Below are 17,092 nucleotides of genomic sequence, written 5' to 3'. Positions count from 1 at the left end.
TGAAACAAGTTCAGCATGACGAAATTGGTTGGGAGAGGGCCAACTCAAACCAGTTTCTTGCCCAGCGCCTGTTCCGCAATCGCCACCAGCTCCGCGTCCGGCTCGGGCCAGCTCAAGTCCACGCCGTCGCCCAACGCCTCGCAGATCAGTTCCAGGCTGCGCACCCGCGCCCATTTCTTGTCGTTGGCGGCCACCACATGCCAGGGCGCGGCCGGCGGGGAGCAGCGGCGGAACATCTCCTCATAAGCCGTCACATAGGCGCTGCGCATCGAGCGGTTGTGATAATCATCCGCCCCGGTTTTCCAGCGTTTCCAAGGTGTTCTGATCCGTTCTTCCAGTCGTTTGTCCTGCTCCTCCTGCGTGATGTGCAGGAAGATCTTCACCAGCCGCACGCCATCGGCCTGCAATTGTGCCTCGAACGCGTTGATCTCGTCATAGGCGGCGCGCCAGCGAGGTTCGGGCGTGAAACCGTCCACCCGCTCCACCAGCACGCGGCCATACCAGGTGCGATCGAACACGGCGATTTCGCGATTGCCGGGCAGCCGCTGCCAGAAGCGCCACAGATAATGGCGCGCCGCCTCTTCCTTTGATGGCGCGGCAATCGGCCAGACCTTGCAATAGCGTGGATCGAGCGTGGCGTTCATCCGGGTGACGAGGCCACCCTTCCCCGCCGCATCCCAGCCTTCGATGGCGACAATGCCCTTCAGCCCCTGCGCGATATAGGCGGCCTGGATCAGTTCCAGCCGGTGCTGCAGCGCCTCCAGCCGGGTTTCATAATCGGCACGCGGCAGATCATGATCGGTTTCGAAATCGGCAAGGCTGTGCGGGCTCATGGGCGGCGGCGCTGGCCGCGTCAGGCTCGCAGGGCGCGCCGACGCCGGGCGACCGCCCCGGTGAGTCCGAAGCCAGCAATCAGCATGGCCCAGCTTGCCGGTTCCGGCACGCCGTTGGGCGTGGAAATGCGGCGGGCTGACCAGCCGCCAAAAGGCCCGGCGCCCTGGCCAACAAAACTCGGCCGGCCTGGCCGCATGCGCGAGGTGGGCAGGCCCACCACCGCACAGAAACTGCCGCCAAGCAGCGAGCAGGCACCGCCATCGCCATTGGTGGCCAGGATGAACCAGCCATAGCCGGCATTGTGGCTGAACTTGATCGGATAGGGGATGTTGGTGTTGATGATCGTCAGCGGCGCCGCAACGTCGAGATAATTGCTGTAGAGATCGAACGTCACGGAATAATCGAGAAAAAGCGGATCAATCGGCGCAGTCGGCGAGCCATATTGCACCTGCCAGTTGCTCGCGGTGAAGCTGCCGGCAACGGTGATGGTCTGCGCCGCCGCCGGCATGGCCAGAGTTACCAACAAGCTTGCCAGAACGATTGCGCGCATCGAAATTCCCCTCTCGCTGCGCAAGCTATTGCGCCGGTTGTGCTGCGTCAACCGGCGCTGCCTGGCTCAATCCACCACCCGGATATGCAGTTCCCGGAGCTGCTTCATCGTCACCGGGGCGGGTGCGTTCATCATCAGGTCTTCAGCCTTCTGCGTCATCGGGAAGACGATGACCTCGCGGATATTGGGCTCATCCGCGATCAGCATGACCATGCGGTCCACGCCCGGTGCCGAGCCGCCGTGCGGCGGAGCGCCAAATTTGAAGGCGTTGATCATGCCGGAGAAGTTCGCGTCCACCTGTTCCTTGGTGTAGCCGGCGATTTCGAACGCCTTGTACATGATGTCGGGCCGGTGGTTGCGGATGGCGCCCGAGGAGAGTTCGACGCCGTTGCAGACGATGTCGTACTGATAGGCCTTGATCGTCAGCGGGTCCTGGGTTTCCAGCGCCTCCAGCTCGCCCTGCGGCATGCTGAACGGGTTGTGGCTGAAATCGATCTTCTTGGCGTCCTCGTCATATTCGAACATTGGGAAATCGACGATCCAGCAGAACTTGTACGCGTTCTGCTCAATGAGGCCGAGTTCGGTGCCAACGCGGGTGCGGGCGAGGCCGGCCAGCTTGGCAGCGTCCTTCTCCTTGCCGGCGGCAAAGAAACAGCCATCGTCCGGGCCCAGGCCCAGCGCGTCATAGAGCGCGATCATGCCCGCTTCGCCATGGTTCTTGGCGATGGGGCCACCAAATTCGCCGCCCTTGCGGGTGACATAGCCGAGGCCGGCATAGCCTTCGGCCTTGGCCCAATCATTCATGTCGTCGAAGAATTTGCGGCTCTTGTCGGCCGTGCCCGGCGCCGGGATGGCGCGCACGACATTGCCGGCTTCGACCATGCGGGCAAAAATGCCAAAGCCTGAACCAACGAAGTGGCTCGACACATCGCTGATCACCAGCGGGTTCCGGAGATCCGGCTTGTCGTTGCCGTATTTCAGCATCGATTCGGCATAGGGAATGCGCGGGAAGGCACCCTTGGTCACCGACCAGGGCTGGCGGCCGCCAAAGCCGGCAAATTCCTCGAACACGCCGGCCAGCACCGGTTCGATGGCGGCAAACACATCGTCCTGCGTCACGAAGCTCATTTCGAAATCGAGCTGGTAGAATTCGCCGGGCGAGCGGTCAGCGCGCGCGTCCTCATCGCGGAAGCAGGGCGCGATCTGGAAATAACGGTCAAAGCCGGCGACCATCAGCAGCTGCTTGAACATCTGCGGCGCCTGGGGGAGCGCATAGAATTTCCCCGGATGCACACGGCTGGGCACGAGATAATCGCGCGCGCCTTCCGGGCTGGAGGCGGTGAGGATCGGCGTCTGGAATTCGGTGAAGCCCTGATCGATCATGCGGCGGCGCAGGGAGGCGATGACCTGGCTGCGCAGCAGGATATTCTGGTGCAGCCGGTCGCGGCGCAGATCGAGGAAGCGATATTTCAGGCGGATGTCTTCGGGATATTCGGCCTCGCCCGCCACCGGCATCGGCAGCTCATCGGCAGCCGATTGCACCACGATCTCGTGCGCGCGCACCTCGATCTCGCCAGTCGGCAGCTTGGGGTTGATGGCGCCGCCTTCGCGCAGCACCACTTCGCCCACGATCGTCACCACGGATTCGGCGCGCACCCGGTCCAGCACCGGAAAGGCCGCGGACGACGGGCCGGCGACGATCTGGGTGATGCCGAAATGATCGCGCAGATCGACAAACAGCACGCCGCCATGGTCGCGCTTGCGGTGGACCCAGCCGGACAATTTCACGGTCTGGCCGGCATCGGCGCTGCGCAGCGCGGCGCAGTTGTGGGTGCGATAGGCGTGCATTTTGGTCGTTCCAGAGCTTTTGTTCAAAGCCGGGGCTGACACACGTCATTCAGCACTTTGTCAAGCGGCGAGATTGGCGTAACGGGGGCCATGCAGATTCATCCGCTGGTGACCGACACCGCGACGCTCGAAGCCCTGTGCGCCCGATGGGCCACCGCCGATTTCATCGCGGTGGACACCGAATTCATGCGCGAGAGCACCTATTATCCCGATCTGTGCCTGGTGCAGGTCGCCTGCCCCGACGAAGCCGCGGCGATCGATCCCAAGAGCCCCGATCTTGATCTCGCCCCCCTCCTCCGCCTGCTGGTGGAAGAGCCGGTGCTGAAGGTGTTCCACGCCGGCGGCCAGGATCTGGAAATCATCTACAACTTGACCGGCAAGACGCCGCAGCCGTTGTTCGACACGCAGATCGCCGCCATGGCGCTGGGGCTGGGCGAACAGATCGGCTACACCAATCTGGTGGCGGCCTATGCCAATGTGCATATCGACAAAGGCGCCCGCTTCACCGACTGGGCGCGCCGGCCGCTGAACGATCGCCAGCTGGAATATGCCATCGGCGATGTCACCCACCTGGCCCGCATCTTTCCCAAGATGGTCGACAAGCTGCGCCGCACCGGCCGCGGCGAGTGGCTGGACGAGGAAATGGCCCGCGCCGGCGATCCGGCCACCTATGCCAATGATCCGGAAAAGGCCTGGGAACGGCTGCGGCTGCCGAGCCGCAAGGCCGATGTGCTGGGCCGGCTGAAGGCGCTGGCGCGCTGGCGCGAGCTCGAAGCGCAGGACAAGGATGTGCCGCGCGGCCGCATCGTGAAGGACGAGACGCTGGCCGATCTCGCCTCCTCCCCGCCCCGTTCGCAGGCCGATCTGGCCAAGGTGCGCGGCCTGTCGGCCGCCTGGGCCGGCAATGCCATCGGCGCGCGCCTGATGGCCGCCATTGAAGCTGCCGAACCGCTGAGCCCCGAAGACATGCCGGCGCGCGAGCCGCAGCGGCCGGGGCTGAGTTCCGAAGGCGCGCTGATTGCCGATCTGTTGAAGCTGCTGCTGAAGATCCGTGCCAAGGAGGCCGGGGTCGCCCCGCGTCTGATCGTGCGCGCCGATGATCTGGAGGCCCTTGCCGCCGGCCAGCGCGACGGCCTGGACATGCTGCAAGGCTGGCGCCGGGAGATTTTCGGCTCCGATGCGCTGGCGCTTGTGGAAGGCCGGCTGGGCTTTGCCGTGGCTGGCGGCAAGCTGAAGATGAGCCGGATCAGCGACTGACGCGGTTCAGGCCGGCTGTGGCACGGCCAGATGCGGCATCACGGCGGCGCGCGCGGTTTCGACATATCGCGCTTTTTCACCGACCGGCGCCACATAATGCAGCGCCGCCGCCGCCGCATCCCAGCCGGCACCGCGCGCGATGATCCAGGCAGCCAGATAGGGTGAGGCGAGGCACCCGCCAGCGGTGGCGACATTGCCGTGGGCCACGAACGGCGCGTCGATCACGTCCACCCCGGCGGCCTGCACCCAGGGCTTGCTGACCAGATCGGTGCAGGCCGGCAGCGTGCCGATCAGGCCGAGCCGGGCGAGCAGCAGCGTGCCCGAACATTGCGCGCGAATCAGTTGGCGGGCGGGATCAAGCCCGATCTGCGCCAGCAGGCCGGCATCCTCCGCAATGGCCCTGGTGTTGATGCCGCTGCCAATGATCACCGCATCGGCGCTGTTGGCAAAGGTCAGCGGCTGCTGCCGTTCCACCACCACGCCGTTCATCGAAGTGACCTTGGCGGTGGGTGCGGTGATATGGGCCCGCCAGCCTTGCGGGCGCAGCCGGTTGAGGATCGCGGCGGCAACGAAACTGTCAATCTCGTTGAAGCCGGCAAAGGTGAGGATCGCAACCTGCATCAGCCGGTCACCAACCGCGACCCAAGGCCAAGACCATTGCCCAGCAGCTTCAGCCGCCGCTGCACGGCATCGCCAGCGAGATCGGCATGGCCGGGGCCAAGGCGCAGCTGCACCGCATCGCCGGCCCGTTCCAGCCGGCTGGCAGCGAGCGCGACGGCGGTGCCGCCGGTGAGCCGCTGGCCCAGCCGAAGGGCAAGGCCCCAGATGCGGGCGCGGGCGAGCAGCGGTGGCGGCGCCAGCCGGGCCAGCGTCGCCATGATCGGTGCATCGGCGCTGCCGCCAAAGTTATGGTGCAGCGCACAGGCCAGCGCCGCCCGCTCTGCGGCCGTGACTGCCACCCAGTTGCCGTGCAGCGCCACATCGACACCGCGTTCGGGGCGGAAATCCGGGTGGGCGCGCCAGGCGATGTCTGACAACAGGCACGCCGCCAGCCGCAACCGCCGCTGGCCGGCCGGTTCATCGGCAAACAGCGGGTCCATCCAGTCGAACAGCATGTCGCCATGTTCGGGGAAGCGGCCCTGGCGGGCGCCTTCGGCCCGCGCCGCCTCGATCAGCGGATCAAGGCTGCGCACCTCGGGCGGCAGATCGGCGAACAACAGGCCTTCGCGCAGGCCAAAGCCCGAAGCGATGACGCTGGATGAGCCCAGTTTCTTGACGACGGCGGCCAGCAGCATGGCAGCGCCCGGCAGCGACGGCAGCCGGCTGGTCGACAGATGCGGCACCGCCTTCAACGTGGCGAGATCGGTGTGCGACAGGCTGCGGAACAATTTGCCCGGCGCGTCGGCCGGCATTTCATATTGGTGCACGATCGGCAGCGGATGGTCGCTGGTCCAGATATGGATCTGCGCCAGCGCCCGCCACGAACCACCGACCATGTAGAAGGGCCGGCCCCGCCCCTCGTCGGCCCAGCCGACCTGGTCCAGCGCCTTGGCAATGAACGGACCCAGCGCCCGCCGGTCGCGCTTTCTGACCGCGTCGAGCCGCAGCGCGCCGATCGGCAGCGAGATGCGGTGGCCCATCTCGCCACCCTTCACCCGGATCAGTTCCAGGCTGCCGCCGCCCAGATCGCCGACCACGCCATCGGCATCGGGAATGCCCGACACCAGCCCCAGCGCCGCGCCGCGGGCTTCGGCCTCGCCATCGATGGTTTCGATCGCAAGCCCACATTCTGCCGCCACCCGGGCGATGAAGGCGGCGCCGTTCTTCGCCTCGCGCACGGCCGCCGTGGCCACGGTGCGCACATTGGCGATGCCCATGGCACGGGTGAGCGCGGCAAAGCGGCGGAGGCCGGCGACCGCCACATCCATCGACGCGTCCGACAATTTGCCGTTGGCGGCGAGCCCACGCCCCAATCCCGCCATCACCTTTTCGTTGAACATGGTGGCCGGGATGCGGGTCCGCCCCTGGTAGACGACAAGGCGGATGCTGTTGCTGCCGATGTCGATGATGGCGCAGCGGTCGTCCCCCGCCGGAGCCGCCGCCAATCCCACCCGTCGCGCCAGGCCCAGCATCGTGTCAGGCAATCCCGGCGGCATCGGTCGCATCGGTCAGTTCATCCTCCTCCTCGGGCAGCAGCAGCACTGGCACGGAAGTGGCATCGCGCATATGGCCGCGGCCCGACAGGGAGGGGTTGGTCATGAAATAGCGGTGGAGGTTGAACGGATCGTCCCGGTCGGCGGCCACGCGGGCATAACGGCCGGCGGCGTCCATTTCCCAGCTCTGCTGATTGTCCTTCAGATTGGCGACCATCACCTGATCCAGCACCTGGGCATGGACGGTGGGATTCTCGATCGGCACCATGATCTCCACCCGGCGATCAAGGTTGCGCGGCATCCAGTCGGCCGAGCTGATGAACACAAGCGCCTTGCGGCTGGGCAATTCATGGCCGCCGCCAAAGACATAGATGCGGCTGTGTTCGAGGAAGCGGCCGATCACCGAGCGGACGCGGATATTGTCGGACAGGCCGGGCACGCCGGGCCGCAGGCAGCAGATGCCGCGCACGATCAGATCAATCTCCACCCCGGCGCGGCTGGCGTCATACAGCTTGTCGATGATGCCGGTGTCGACAAGGCTGTTCAGCTTGACCCAGATTGCCGCCGGCCGCCCGGCCCTGGCATGGGCGATTTCCTCGTCGATCAGGCCATAGAGCCGGTCACGCATGGCCAGCGGCGCCATGCCCAGCTTTTCCAGCCGGGTCGGCTGCACATAACCGGTGATATAGTTCATCACCTGCGCCGCATCGCGGGCGAGGCGCGGATCGGCGGTGAAGAAGGACAGATCAGTGTAGATGCGCGCCGTGATCGGGTGATAATTGCCGGTGCCGAAGTGGACATAGGTGCGGATCGCCGCCCCTTCGCGGCGCACCACCATGCTGAGCTTGGCGTGGGTCTTCCATTCGACAAAGCCATAGACGACCTGCACGCCGGCCCGCTCCAGCTCGCTGGCCCAGCGGATATTCTGCTCCTCGTCGAACCGGGCCTTGAGCTCCACCACCGCCGTCACCGATTTGCCGGCCTCGGCCGCGTCGATCAGGGCGCGCACGATCGGGCTGTTCTTGCCGGCACGATACAGCGTCTGCTTGATGGCAATCACATCGGGATCGGCCGCGGCCTGGCGCAGGAAGGCCAGCACCACCTCGAAGCTTTCATACGGATGGTGGACCACCAGATCCTTGGCACGGATGGCCGCAAAACAATCGCCGCCATGTTCGCGGATGCGTTCCGGGAAGCGCGGCGTGTGCGGTTCAAACTTCAGGTCGGGCCGGTCTTCCTCCACCAGCAGCGCCAGATCATTGATGCCGAGCACGCCCGAGACCAGGATAGTGTCGCGATCCTCCACCCCCAGCTGCCCCTGCACCAGCGCATGCAGATTGGCCGGGGTCGTCTCCTCCATGGTCAGGTGGATCACCTCGCCGCGCCGCCGCCGCTTGAGCGCGGTCTGGTAGAAGCGGACAAGGTCTTCGGCCTCTTCCTCCACTTCGATATCGCTGTCGCGGATGACGCGAAACACGCCGTCGCCCACCAGCTCATAGCCGGGGAAGAGCTGGTTGAAGAAGGCGCGGATGGTGTTTTCAAGGGAAATCCAGCGCATCGCCCGGCCCGGCAGGCGGATGAAGCGCGGCAGCATCGCCGGCAACATCAACAGCGCGCGCAGCAGCTCCTCATCCGATTGGCGGCGCAGTTCGAGGATGAGCGAAAAGCCCTTGTTGGGGATGAAGGGAAACGGATGCGCCGGATCAATGGCCTGGGGCGTCAACACCGGGAAAATCTGATCGAGGAAATGGCTTTCCAGCCATTGCCGTTCCGCCTTGGTCAACCTGTCGGCGGTGATGACATGGAAATCGGCGCGGGCCAGTTCCTTGATCAGCTTGGCCCACACCGCCTGCTGGTCTTCCATCAGCCGGTCGGCCTGTTCGGCAATCGCGGCCAATTGCTGCGCCGGGGTCAGGCCATCGGCGCTCAGCGTATCGATGTTGCCGCGCACCTGGCCGCGCAGGCCGGCGACACGCACCATGAAGAATTCATCAAGATTGTTCCCCGAAATCGACAGGAAGCGCAGCCGTTCCAGCAGCGGGTGGGCGCGGTTCATCGCTTCGGCCAGCACGCGATCGTTGAACGACAGCCACGACAGTTCGCGGTTGATATAGCGCTCTGCCGGGCTGAGCTGGGGGGCGGGTGTGGGGGCCATGTACGTCTTCTACGGCAGGCTTGTTGCAGCGTCAAAACAGGCTGAACTGGCCATCGATCACCTCGCGCGCCAGCGGGATGGTGATGGCCCGGCGCCGGGCCAGCGCTTCGGCATCCAGCGCCGCCACAACCGACTGCGCCGCGCTCAGGCTGCGCTCCATCCGCACCAGCAGCCAGCGGATCAGATCATCGCCCACCTTGATGCCGCGTTCGGCAAACAGCTTGGCCAGCACGGCGGCAAGCAGCTCATCATCCGGCTCGCCCAACCGCACCTGCGGCGTGGCACCCAGCCGGCTGGCGAGATCGGGCAGACCATGGCCCCAATCGCGCGGGACGAGCCGGCTGGTGAGCAGCAGCGGCGTGTCGCGGGTGGCGGCGTTCCAGGCATGGAACAGGCTTTCGGGATCGCGGGTTTCGGCCTGTTCGATGATGCGGGCCTGGGTGCGGGCGGCGAACCAGCCGGCCAGGTGCGACTTGCCGCTGCCTTCCGGCCCGATCAGCAACGTCACCGGCACCGGCCACAGGCCAGGGGTGGCCAGCCAGGCCGCGGCCGACTGGTTGGCTGCGGTGATGGCCAGGCGTTCGGGGCGATGATCAACCGGCCAGGCCAACGGCAACGCCGGTTCGGGCGGCAGGCTCATGGTTTGGTGGCAGGCGGGGGCTTGGGCGCGGGCGGTGCCGGTTGCGGGGCAGCCGCAGGTGCGGCGCGGCGCAGCACCCGGTCATTGCCGTTGGCCACCAGCGCCCAACCCTTGGCGGCCAGCGCGGCCTGCAATGCCGCCTCCCCGCCCGGCATGGCCAGTTCGAACCGGCTGGTGCCGCCCACCGCCGATTGCCGCACCAGCACCTCGCCGCCCGACACCGCGCGCAGCAGATTTTCGGCCCCGGCCAGCGCCGCCGCATCGGGCGTGATCGCCGCCACCAACAGGGCGCCGGCATCGGCCATGGGATCGCCGATCAGCGGCTCGGCCTCCACCACCGGCGCCATGTCGATGCCCAGATCGCGTTCGGCCTGCAGACGGCCGGCCCGCAGCGCCTCGGCATAGATCGCATCAATGCGGCGCACGCCTTCATCCATCAGCGCGGGCAGCGCATTCTCGCTCTTCACGGTCAGGGCAAAGCGGCCCAGTTCCACCCCATCTGGGCCATGCCGGGCGATGAACTGGCCCTTGACCGGCCCGCCCGGGAAGCTGCGGACCAGCCGCACCTCGGCCACCAGCACATCGACCGTGTCGAACCGGGCCATGATGCTGCGCCATGGCCCCCGCTCCGGCCGCCCGGCCTGCCACGCGTTGAGCCACAGATTCTCGGCCGCACCGCCACCGGGCAGCACATAATCAATCGGTGTGACATTGCCGCGCCAGCGCGCCCACGCCTCGGCCCAGGGCGTGCGCGCCTGCATCACAAGGGCTGCACCGCCATCCACCTCGATGGGCAGCAGCAGCATCGGCGGCGATTGCAGCAGGGCGAGGCCACCGCCGACATAATCAGCCGCGCGGCTGCGATCGAATACCACGCCAAGCTTGGCGATATAGCGGGTGGCGGAAAACTGCTCGCCCTGGCTTTCGATGCCGGCCACCATGGCATCGATCTGGCCATCCGACAGCGCGGGCGCCTCCAGCGCCGGCCGGCCGGTCAGCCGGGCCCACAGCTGCGGCCACGCCAGGCGCTGGGCGCGAGACCAGGCGATGCGGCGGGCGTCGTCGACATTCTTGGCCGTCACGTCCACGGCGATGCCGCCCACGGCATAGGCGCTGCCGCCGCCACCCGACGCGTCGGGGGGCGGCACTTCGGCCTTGGGGCTGGCCTGCTGGGCAACGGCGATTGCCGTGATCAGGCCCGCCCCGGCCAGCAGGGCCAGAATGCGCTTCACAGCGGCTGTTTAAGGCGGCGGCGCGGCGGTTGCAAAGGCTGATGCTGGCATTGGCCGGCATCTGGCGCTATGGCGGCGGCCATGACCGACAAACGCCCCCTCACTTATGCCGATGCCGGCGTGGACATCGCTGCCGGCAACGCGCTGGTGAAGGCCATCGCGCCGCTGGCCCGCGCCACCGCCCGGCCCGGTGCGGATGCCGAACTGGGCGGCTTTGGCGGATTCTTCGATCCAAAGGCCGCCGGCTACAAGGATCCGCTGCTGGTCGCGGCCAATGATGGCGTTGGCACCAAGCTGAAACTCGCCATCGATACGGGCCGGCACGACACGGTGGGCATTGATCTGGTGGCGATGTGCGTCAACGATCTGATCGTGCAGGGCGCCGAGCCGCTGTTTTTCCTGGATTATTTCGCCACCGGCAAGTTGGAGAATGGTGTGGCCGCCCGCGTGGTCGCCGGCATCGCACAGGGGTGCAAGCAAGCCGGTTGCGCGCTGATCGGCGGCGAGACGGCGGAAATGCCCGGCATGTATGCGGCGGGCGATTATGATCTGGCCGGCTTTGCCGTTGGCGCGGTGGAGCGCGGCGAGCAGTTGACCGGTGACGGGGTGGTGCCGGGCCAGTTGCTGGTCGGCATCGCCTCATCCGGCGCCCACAGCAATGGTTACAGCCTCATTCGCCGCATCCTGGAACGGTCGGGCGCTGATCTCGCCGCCCCTGCCCCCTTCGATGCCAGCCGCAGCCTCGCCGAAGCGCTGCTGGAGCCGACCCGCATCTATGTGAAGCCGCTGCTGCCGCTGATCCGCGCCGGCCGCATCAAGGCGCTGGCCCATATCACCGGCGGTGGCTTCCTCGAGAATATCCCGCGCGTGCTGCCCACCGGTTCGCGTGCGTTGGTCGCGGCCCCCACCCTGCCGCCGCTGTTTGACTGGCTGCGCGCCGAAGGCGGCGTCGCGGCGGCCGAAATGGCCCGCACCTTCAACTGCGGCACCGGCATGGTGCTGGTGGTGGACCGCAGCGACGCCGACGCCGTGATCGCGGCGCTGGTGGCGGCAGGCGAGCAGGCCAGCGTGATCGGCGAGATCATCGCCGGCCAGAAGGGCTGCGAGGTGCACGGCGCCCCCGGCCAATGGGGCGAAACGGCCGCCTGGACGGCCAGCCACGATGCCTGAAAAAGCGCGGGTCGGCGTCCTCATTTCCGGACGCGGCAGCAACATGGCGGCGCTCCTCTATGCCAGCCGGCTTGATCCGGCCTGCCCCTATGAGATCGTGGTGGTGGGCAGCAATGATCCCGAAGCCGCAGGCCTCAAGCTGGCGGCGGCCGAAGGCATTCCTACCTTCGCGCACAGCCACAAGGGCCTGAAGCGCGCCGAATTCGATGCCATCATCACCCGCGAACTGGAACGGGCCGGTGTCACCCATATCGCGCTCGCCGGCTACATGCGGCTGCTCTCGGCCGAGTTCGTGACCCATTGGCAGGGCCGCTGCCTCAACATCCATCCCAGCCTGCTCCCGAAACACAAGGGCCTGCACACGCACGCGGCCGTGCTGGCGGCGGGCGAGCTTGAGACCGGCTGCACCATCCACATCGTCACCCCCGAACTGGATGATGGCCCGATCCTGGGCCAGGCCCGCATCGCCGTGCTGCCCGGCGACACGCCGGAAACCCTGGCCACCCGGGTACAATATGCCGAGCATCAGCTTTACCCGCGGGTGCTCGCCGATTTCGTCTCCGCGGCCGATCGCCCGGCGGCGCTGCTGGAACGGGTGCGCGGCCTGGCGCTGAACCTGCCGGCGGTGAGCGAGAAACTCTCCCACGGGTCCAACGGCTTCACCATCGAAGGCGGCAAATTCTTCGCCTATTTCAGCGACAATCACCATGGCGACGGCATCACCGCCCTGCTGCTCAAGGTTTCCGGCCTTGATGAACAGGCAATGCTGATCGAGCAGGATCCTGACCGGTTTTTCCGCCCGAAATATTATGGCCCGTCGGGCTGGATCGGCATCGTCCTCACCGACGGGCCAGACTGGGCGATGATCGACGCGATGATGACGGCGGCCTGGCGCCTGTGCGCGCCCAAGCGCCTGGCGATGCTGCCGATCTGAAACGCGGCGGTGCGGCTGCCCATTGCCCGCACGCGCCACCTCTCCTATGCCAGCACACAGGCCCGCGCGCACGCCGTGACGGGCGGCACAAACGGGGGGATCGACGATGCGCATCTTGCTTCTTGCCGCGGCCTTGGCTGGCCTCGCGGCTCAACCATTGCGGGCCCAGGCGAGCGACACGGTTGCCAGCCCGGCCGCTCCGCCGCCGCTGGGCCTGTTCATCGATGGCAAGGGCCCCAACGGCATGAGCGATCTGCCCATGGGCGTGAAGCGCATTCCCGACAGCAACATCGTCGTGTCGGGTCATCAGAAGGGCGGCGCGCTTGGCCTGTTGTTCGGTGTGGTTGGCATGGCGATCCAGAGTTCGGCCAACACCGATGCCGGCGGCAAGCGGACCAACGACATCCAGGACGCGCTGCGGTTTGACGTGACCGGTCGGGCAAGGGAATTGACGACGAGCATCCTGGCCGAAAAGCCGTTCGAGGGCGCCTACACGCTCCTTACCGAGGAGAGCCCAACGGCCGTTTCGATGGTGCCCTATATCGTGCTCACCTTCGTCAACGAGACTGACGTGCGGCCCTATATCGTGCTGAAGACCAAGCTCGAACCCGAAGCCGGCAGCAAGAAACCCCGAACAATTAAGTATTTCTGCTGCGAAGGCCCGGCGATGCCATTGACCGGTGCAGGCAGCCTGACCGAAAACAACGGCGAAAAGCTGAAGGCGCTGCTCAACACCGAGCTGGACACCGCCCTGCGCCTGATGCTGACCGACCGCCGCCAGCCCTTTGCCCGCGACGATGAAGCCCGGCTCGACATCAAGGGATCGCTGCCCTTTGTCGGCAAGCCGCTGAAGTGGCGGGGCTGGGATCTCGGCAACTTCAAGGATTACCGCCTGCTCGAATTTCGCGGCGGCATCATGGTGTTCGGCGGTGTTCATGCCGTCGAGCCGGGGGCGCTGGAGATCACGCCCTATGTGAAGAAGAAGTGAGCCGGCCGGCGGCCAGCGCCATGACGGGAATGCCGCCCGGGCTGAGCCGCCGGGGATTTCTGGCGGCGGTGGGAACCGGGCTGGTCAGCACCACCGGTGCCTGGGCAGCAGCGCCTGATCCGCTGGCGCTGGTTGATCCGGAATTGCGGGCAGCCGCCGAAGCATCGGCCCGCAATGCGGCGCGCCCCAACCCGCCAGCAAACCGCCAGCCGCCGCCCAATCCGGTGCCCCTGCCCCCGCCGGCGCCGCAGCCGGTGATCAGGACCGTGCCCGGACCGCCGGGCGCCCCCGATGTGCGGGTGATGATCATCGACGGGTCGCAGTTGCACCGTGGCAAACCGGTCTATCTGTTCATGCATGGCGGCGGCTTCATCGGTGGCCGCTTCGATCAGAATCTGCAACGGCTGCAGGTGCGCGCGCGGGACAGCGGCTGCATGCTGGTGTCCGTCGAATATCGGCTGGCGCCGGCCACCCGCTTTCCTGGCGCCCTTGAAGACAATTATGCCGTGTTGCGCTGGCTGCACCGCGAGGCCGATGCGCTCGGCATTGATCGGGCCAGGATCGCGGTTGGCGGTGACAGTGCCGGCGGTGGCCATGCGGCCATGCTTGCCATTGCTGCCCGTGATCGCGGCGAGTTCCCGATTGCCTTCCAATTGCTGGTCTATCCGATGCTCGACGACCGCACCGGATCAGGCACGCCGGTGCCGCCGCACATTGGCACCTACGTCTGGACGGTGGACGCGAACCGCAATGGCTGGAGCGCCCTGCTGGGCCAACCGCCGGGCCTGCCGACGGTGCCGCCAGGATCGGTGCCGGGCCGGGTTGAAGATCTCGCCGGTTTGCCGCCGGCCTTCATCGCGGTTGGCGGTCTCGACCTGTTTGTCGAGGAAGATATTGCCTATGCCCGGCGCCTGAACGCCGCTGGTGTGCCGGTGGAATTGCTGGTGGTGCCGGGGGCCTATCACGCCTTCATGAACATCGTGCCGGGCGCCCGGGTCAGTCGCCAGTTCAATGCCGCCATCATCGCGGCGCTGCGGCGCGGTCTGGGCGTGACCACGCCCTGAGGAAAGCAACGAAAAAGGGCCGCAGCATGCGCTGCGGCCCTCGATCGTTCGACCTGGTTCGGTTTAGCCGACGATTTCGCACTGCGAGAAGAAGTAGGCGATTTCGATCGCGGCGTTCTCGTCGCTGTCCGAACCGTGGACGGTGTTGGCTTCGATCGATTCGGCCAGTTCCTTGCGGATGGTGCCAGCATCGGCGTTGGCCGGGTTGGTGGCGCCCATCACCTTGCGATAGGCCGGAACGGCGTCTTCGCCTTCCAGCACCTGCACCACGACCGGGCCGCTGATCATGAACTGCACCAGTTCACCGAAGAAGCCACGCTCGCGGTGGACGGCGTAGAAGCCTTCGGCCTGGGCCTGGGTCAGCTGCAGGCGCTTCTGCGCGACGATGCGCAGGCCAGCGGCTTCGATCATCGCGTTCACCTTGCCGGTGATGTTGCGACGGGTGGCGTCGGGCTTGATGATCGAGAAAGTGCGGGTGATGGCCATGAGAAAAGTCCACTCGGTTGATAGGGGAAACGGATGCGCGGCCCCCTACAGGGCGAGGCGGGAAATGGCAAGGGTGGGACGGCAATGATCCGCCCCCGCTTGGGGAGGTGCCCGCAGGGCGGAGGGGGCGCATGTGTATCGGCGTGCGCGCCCCCTCCGTCAGCCTTCGGCTGCCACCTCCCCCAGAGGGGGAGGATCGGCGCAGTCAGGCTTCGAAATTGTCGGCGATGAAGCGGTCGAGCAGGCGCACGCCATAGCCGGTGGCGCCCTTGTCGTGGACCGCGCCGGGCTTGTTCGACCAGACGGTGCCGGCGACATCGAGATGGGCCCATTTCACGCCGGGCTTCAGGAAGCGGGCAAGGAACTGGGCGGCGCTGATCGAGCCGCCTTCCCGCGGGCCGACATTCTTCATGTCGGCGACATCGCTGTCGATCAGCTTGTCATAGGCATCACCGATCGGCATCCGCCAGAGCTTCTCGCCCACAGCCGCGCCCGCGCTGCGCAGCTGTTCGGCCAGGCCATCATCGTTGCAGAACATGCCGGCATGTTCGTGGCCGAGGCTGATGATGATCGCACCGGTGAGCGTCGCCAGATCGACGACGATTTCCGGCTCGAACGTCTCCTGCGCCCACCACATGGCATCGCACAGCACCAGCCGGCCTTCGGCATCGGTGTTGATCACCTCAACCGTCTGGCCGTTCATGGTGGTGACGACATCGCCGGGGCGCTGGGCATTGCCGTCGGGCATGTTTTCAACGAGGCCCACCACGCCAATGACATGCGCCTTGGCCTTGCGGGCGGCGAGCGCGTGCATGGCGCCGGTCACGGCCCCTGCCCCACCCATGTCCCACTTCATGTCTTCCATGCCGGCCGCCGGCTTCAGGCTGATACCGCCGGTGTCGAACGTCACGCCCTTGCCGACGAACACCACCGGCTTCACGTCATCACGGCCGGTGCCGTTCCAGCGCATGGCCAGCATGCGCGCCGGCCGCACCGAACCCTGCGCCACGCCCAGCAGCGCGCCCATGCCCAGACGCTTCATTTCGGCATCATCCAGCACGATCAGCTCGACACCCAGGCCGGCCAGATCCAGCGCCTTTTCGACAAAGCTTTCGGGATAGAGGATGTTGGGCGGCTCGCTCACCAGCGTGCGGGTGCGGGCAACGCCGCCGGCAATCGCCGCCAGCCGGGCATGCGGGCCGGCAGCATCGGCGGCGCCAACCACCGCCAGATGGGCCAGGCTGGGCTTCTGCTTGTCCTTCAGGCGGGTGCGATAGGGGTTGAACTGCCAGCTGCGCAGCTGGGCGCCGTGGGCAAGATGCGCGGCCTGTTCAGCGGTGAGCACGCCGGTCACATCGACATTGGCCTGGGTTTCGCCGCTGGTCAGCAGCCGGGCGGTGATGGCGCCGCCGATGCGTTCGGCGGTCAATGCGTCCAGCTTGTCGGCCGCGCCCGTACCCACCAGCAGCAGGCGGTGGCAATCAAGGCCGGCGGGGGCGAGCAGTTCGACGATGGCGCCAGCTTCGCCTTCGAACCGGGCCGCCTTTGCCGCGCGCGCCAGCGCACCGCCGGTGGCAGCATCGGCAGCTGCGGCAGGCCCGGCCAGATCACCGGGCCCGGCCAGCACGGCCAGCGCATGAGCGGCATCGGCAACAACAGGCAGGAACGACACGACAAGCATTCAAGCACCCTTTCGATTCGGCAGTCCCTTCAATTAGGCCGGACAAGGCGTGAACCCAAGCACATGGTTGCAGCTTGGTGGCCGCCCGGCTAATCCACCC

General features: G+C 66.7%; 14 protein-coding genes and 1 pseudogene. 5 read left to right on the top strand and 10 right to left on the bottom strand.

Annotated elements, in window-relative coordinates; all coding sequences use genetic code 11:
- Positions 1 to 44 precede the first annotated feature (44 nt).
- The 3 genes and pseudogenes from CHU93_RS10925 to aspS all read right to left on the bottom strand — a co-directional run bounded on the left by CHU93_RS10925 (position 45) and on the right by aspS (position 3,232).
- Complete coding sequence (locus CHU93_RS10925; RefSeq protein ID WP_094474067.1) at positions 45 to 833, bottom strand: polyphosphate kinase 2 family protein; 789 nt, start codon at positions 831 to 833, stop codon at positions 45 to 47.
- Between the two features lie 20 nt (positions 834 to 853).
- Positions 854 to 943, bottom strand: a pseudogene (locus CHU93_RS18265) (PEPxxWA-CTERM sorting domain-containing protein); the annotation flags it as partial.
- Between the two features lie 507 nt (positions 944 to 1,450).
- Positions 1,451 to 3,232, bottom strand: coding sequence for an aspartate--tRNA ligase (gene aspS / locus CHU93_RS10915; protein WP_094474065.1), 1,782 nt, complete (start codon positions 3,230 to 3,232; stop codon positions 1,451 to 1,453).
- 90 nt (positions 3,233 to 3,322) lie between these two features.
- Here aspS and rnd point away from each other — a divergent pair, with 90 nt between their 5' ends.
- Complete coding sequence (rnd, locus tag CHU93_RS10910) at positions 3,323 to 4,489, top strand: ribonuclease D (protein ID WP_094474064.1); 1,167 nt, start codon at positions 3,323 to 3,325, stop codon at positions 4,487 to 4,489.
- A gap of 6 nt (positions 4,490 to 4,495) precedes the next feature.
- On the opposite strand, the gene CHU93_RS10905 is transcribed toward rnd, so the two are convergent.
- From CHU93_RS10905 to CHU93_RS10885, 5 genes are read right to left on the bottom strand one after another with little or no spacing between them, the layout of a single operon-like run.
- A complete protein-coding gene (locus tag CHU93_RS10905; RefSeq protein ID WP_094474063.1) occupies positions 4,496 to 5,110 on the bottom strand; it encodes a DJ-1/PfpI family protein in 615 nt (204 codons plus the stop codon).
- On the bottom strand, positions 5,110 to 6,654 hold the full coding sequence (locus CHU93_RS10900; protein WP_243375555.1) for a Ppx/GppA family phosphatase: 1,545 nt from the start codon (positions 6,652 to 6,654) through the stop codon (positions 5,110 to 5,112). Before CHU93_RS10900 ends, CHU93_RS10905 begins: the two co-directional genes overlap by 1 nt.
- Complete coding sequence (locus CHU93_RS10895) at positions 6,626 to 8,797, bottom strand: RNA degradosome polyphosphate kinase (RefSeq protein ID WP_094474061.1); 2,172 nt, start codon at positions 8,795 to 8,797, stop codon at positions 6,626 to 6,628. The genes CHU93_RS10900 and CHU93_RS10895 overlap by 29 nt, the downstream gene beginning before the upstream one ends.
- A 31-nt stretch (positions 8,798 to 8,828) precedes the next feature.
- Positions 8,829 to 9,437 carry an HdaA/DnaA family protein gene (locus tag CHU93_RS10890; protein ID WP_094474060.1) on the bottom strand — a complete coding sequence of 203 codons (609 nt, stop codon included), beginning with the start codon at positions 9,435 to 9,437 and terminating at the stop codon, positions 8,829 to 8,831.
- Positions 9,434 to 10,669, bottom strand: coding sequence for a hypothetical protein (locus tag CHU93_RS10885; protein WP_094474059.1), 1,236 nt, complete (start codon positions 10,667 to 10,669; stop codon positions 9,434 to 9,436). The genes CHU93_RS10890 and CHU93_RS10885 overlap by 4 nt, the downstream gene beginning before the upstream one ends.
- 69 nt (positions 10,670 to 10,738) lie before the next feature.
- On the opposite strand from CHU93_RS10885, the gene purM reads away from it, so the two are divergent.
- The 4 genes from purM to CHU93_RS10865 all read left to right on the top strand — a co-directional run bounded on the left by purM (position 10,739) and on the right by CHU93_RS10865 (position 14,825).
- Positions 10,739 to 11,839, top strand: coding sequence for a phosphoribosylformylglycinamidine cyclo-ligase (purM, locus tag CHU93_RS10880; protein ID WP_423825904.1), 1,101 nt, complete (start codon positions 10,739 to 10,741; stop codon positions 11,837 to 11,839).
- A complete protein-coding gene (purN, locus tag CHU93_RS10875; protein WP_094474058.1) occupies positions 11,832 to 12,773 on the top strand; it encodes a phosphoribosylglycinamide formyltransferase in 942 nt (313 codons plus the stop codon). The genes purM and purN overlap by 8 nt, the downstream gene beginning before the upstream one ends.
- A gap of 106 nt (positions 12,774 to 12,879) precedes the next feature.
- Entirely contained in the window at positions 12,880 to 13,761 is an 882-nt protein-coding gene (locus tag CHU93_RS10870) for a hypothetical protein (protein WP_133064380.1), read from the top strand.
- Positions 13,762 to 13,781: 20 nt separating this feature from the next.
- Positions 13,782 to 14,825, top strand: coding sequence for an alpha/beta hydrolase (locus CHU93_RS10865; RefSeq protein WP_094474093.1), 1,044 nt, complete (start codon positions 13,782 to 13,784; stop codon positions 14,823 to 14,825).
- A gap of 63 nt (positions 14,826 to 14,888) precedes the next feature.
- Here CHU93_RS10865 and ndk read toward each other — a convergent pair whose 3' ends face one another.
- Together ndk and CHU93_RS10855 are read right to left on the bottom strand one after the other, a co-directional pair.
- Positions 14,889 to 15,311, bottom strand: coding sequence for a nucleoside-diphosphate kinase (gene ndk / locus CHU93_RS10860; protein WP_086117396.1), 423 nt, complete (start codon positions 15,309 to 15,311; stop codon positions 14,889 to 14,891).
- A gap of 205 nt (positions 15,312 to 15,516) precedes the next feature.
- The gene (locus CHU93_RS10855) at positions 15,517 to 16,992 is read right to left on the bottom strand and encodes a leucyl aminopeptidase (RefSeq protein ID WP_094474057.1); all 1,476 of its coding nucleotides are present in this window, start codon (positions 16,990 to 16,992) and stop codon (positions 15,517 to 15,519) included.
- Positions 16,993 to 17,092 lie beyond the last annotated feature (100 nt).

The organism is Sandarakinorhabdus cyanobacteriorum (assembly GCF_002251755.1).
GTDB classification, from domain to species: domain Bacteria; phylum Pseudomonadota; class Alphaproteobacteria; order Sphingomonadales; family Sphingomonadaceae; genus Sandarakinorhabdus; species Sandarakinorhabdus cyanobacteriorum.
The sequence above is the reverse complement of the archived record's forward strand: the minus strand, read 5'-3'. Positions and strand labels throughout refer to the sequence as shown.

Coding starts and splice junctions, on each gene's coding strand:
- CHU93_RS10925 (WP_094474067.1), bottom strand. CDS start 833: ATGAGCCCGCACAGCCTTGCCGATTTCGAAACCGATCATGATCTGCCG.
- aspS (WP_094474065.1), bottom strand. CDS start 3,232: ATGCACGCCTATCGCACCCACAACTGCGCCGCGCTGCGCAGCGCCGAT.
- rnd (WP_094474064.1), top strand. CDS start 3,323: ATGCAGATTCATCCGCTGGTGACCGACACCGCGACGCTCGAAGCCCTG.
- CHU93_RS10905 (WP_094474063.1), bottom strand. CDS start 5,110: ATGCAGGTTGCGATCCTCACCTTTGCCGGCTTCAACGAGATTGACAGT.
- CHU93_RS10900 (WP_243375555.1), bottom strand. CDS start 6,654: ATGCGACCGATGCCGCCGGGATTGCCTGACACGATGCTGGGCCTGGCG.
- CHU93_RS10895 (WP_094474061.1), bottom strand. CDS start 8,797: ATGGCCCCCACACCCGCCCCCCAGCTCAGCCCGGCAGAGCGCTATATC.
- CHU93_RS10890 (WP_094474060.1), bottom strand. CDS start 9,437: ATGAGCCTGCCGCCCGAACCGGCGTTGCCGTTGGCCTGGCCGGTTGAT.
- purM (WP_423825904.1), top strand. CDS start 10,739: ATGGCGGCGGCCATGACCGACAAACGCCCCCTCACTTATGCCGATGCC.
- purN (WP_094474058.1), top strand. CDS start 11,832: ATGCCTGAAAAAGCGCGGGTCGGCGTCCTCATTTCCGGACGCGGCAGC.
- CHU93_RS10870 (WP_133064380.1), top strand. CDS start 12,880: ATGCGCATCTTGCTTCTTGCCGCGGCCTTGGCTGGCCTCGCGGCTCAA.
- CHU93_RS10865 (WP_094474093.1), top strand. CDS start 13,782: ATGACGGGAATGCCGCCCGGGCTGAGCCGCCGGGGATTTCTGGCGGCG.
- ndk (WP_086117396.1), bottom strand. CDS start 15,311: ATGGCCATCACCCGCACTTTCTCGATCATCAAGCCCGACGCCACCCGT.
- CHU93_RS10855 (WP_094474057.1), bottom strand. CDS start 16,992: ATGCTTGTCGTGTCGTTCCTGCCTGTTGTTGCCGATGCCGCTCATGCG.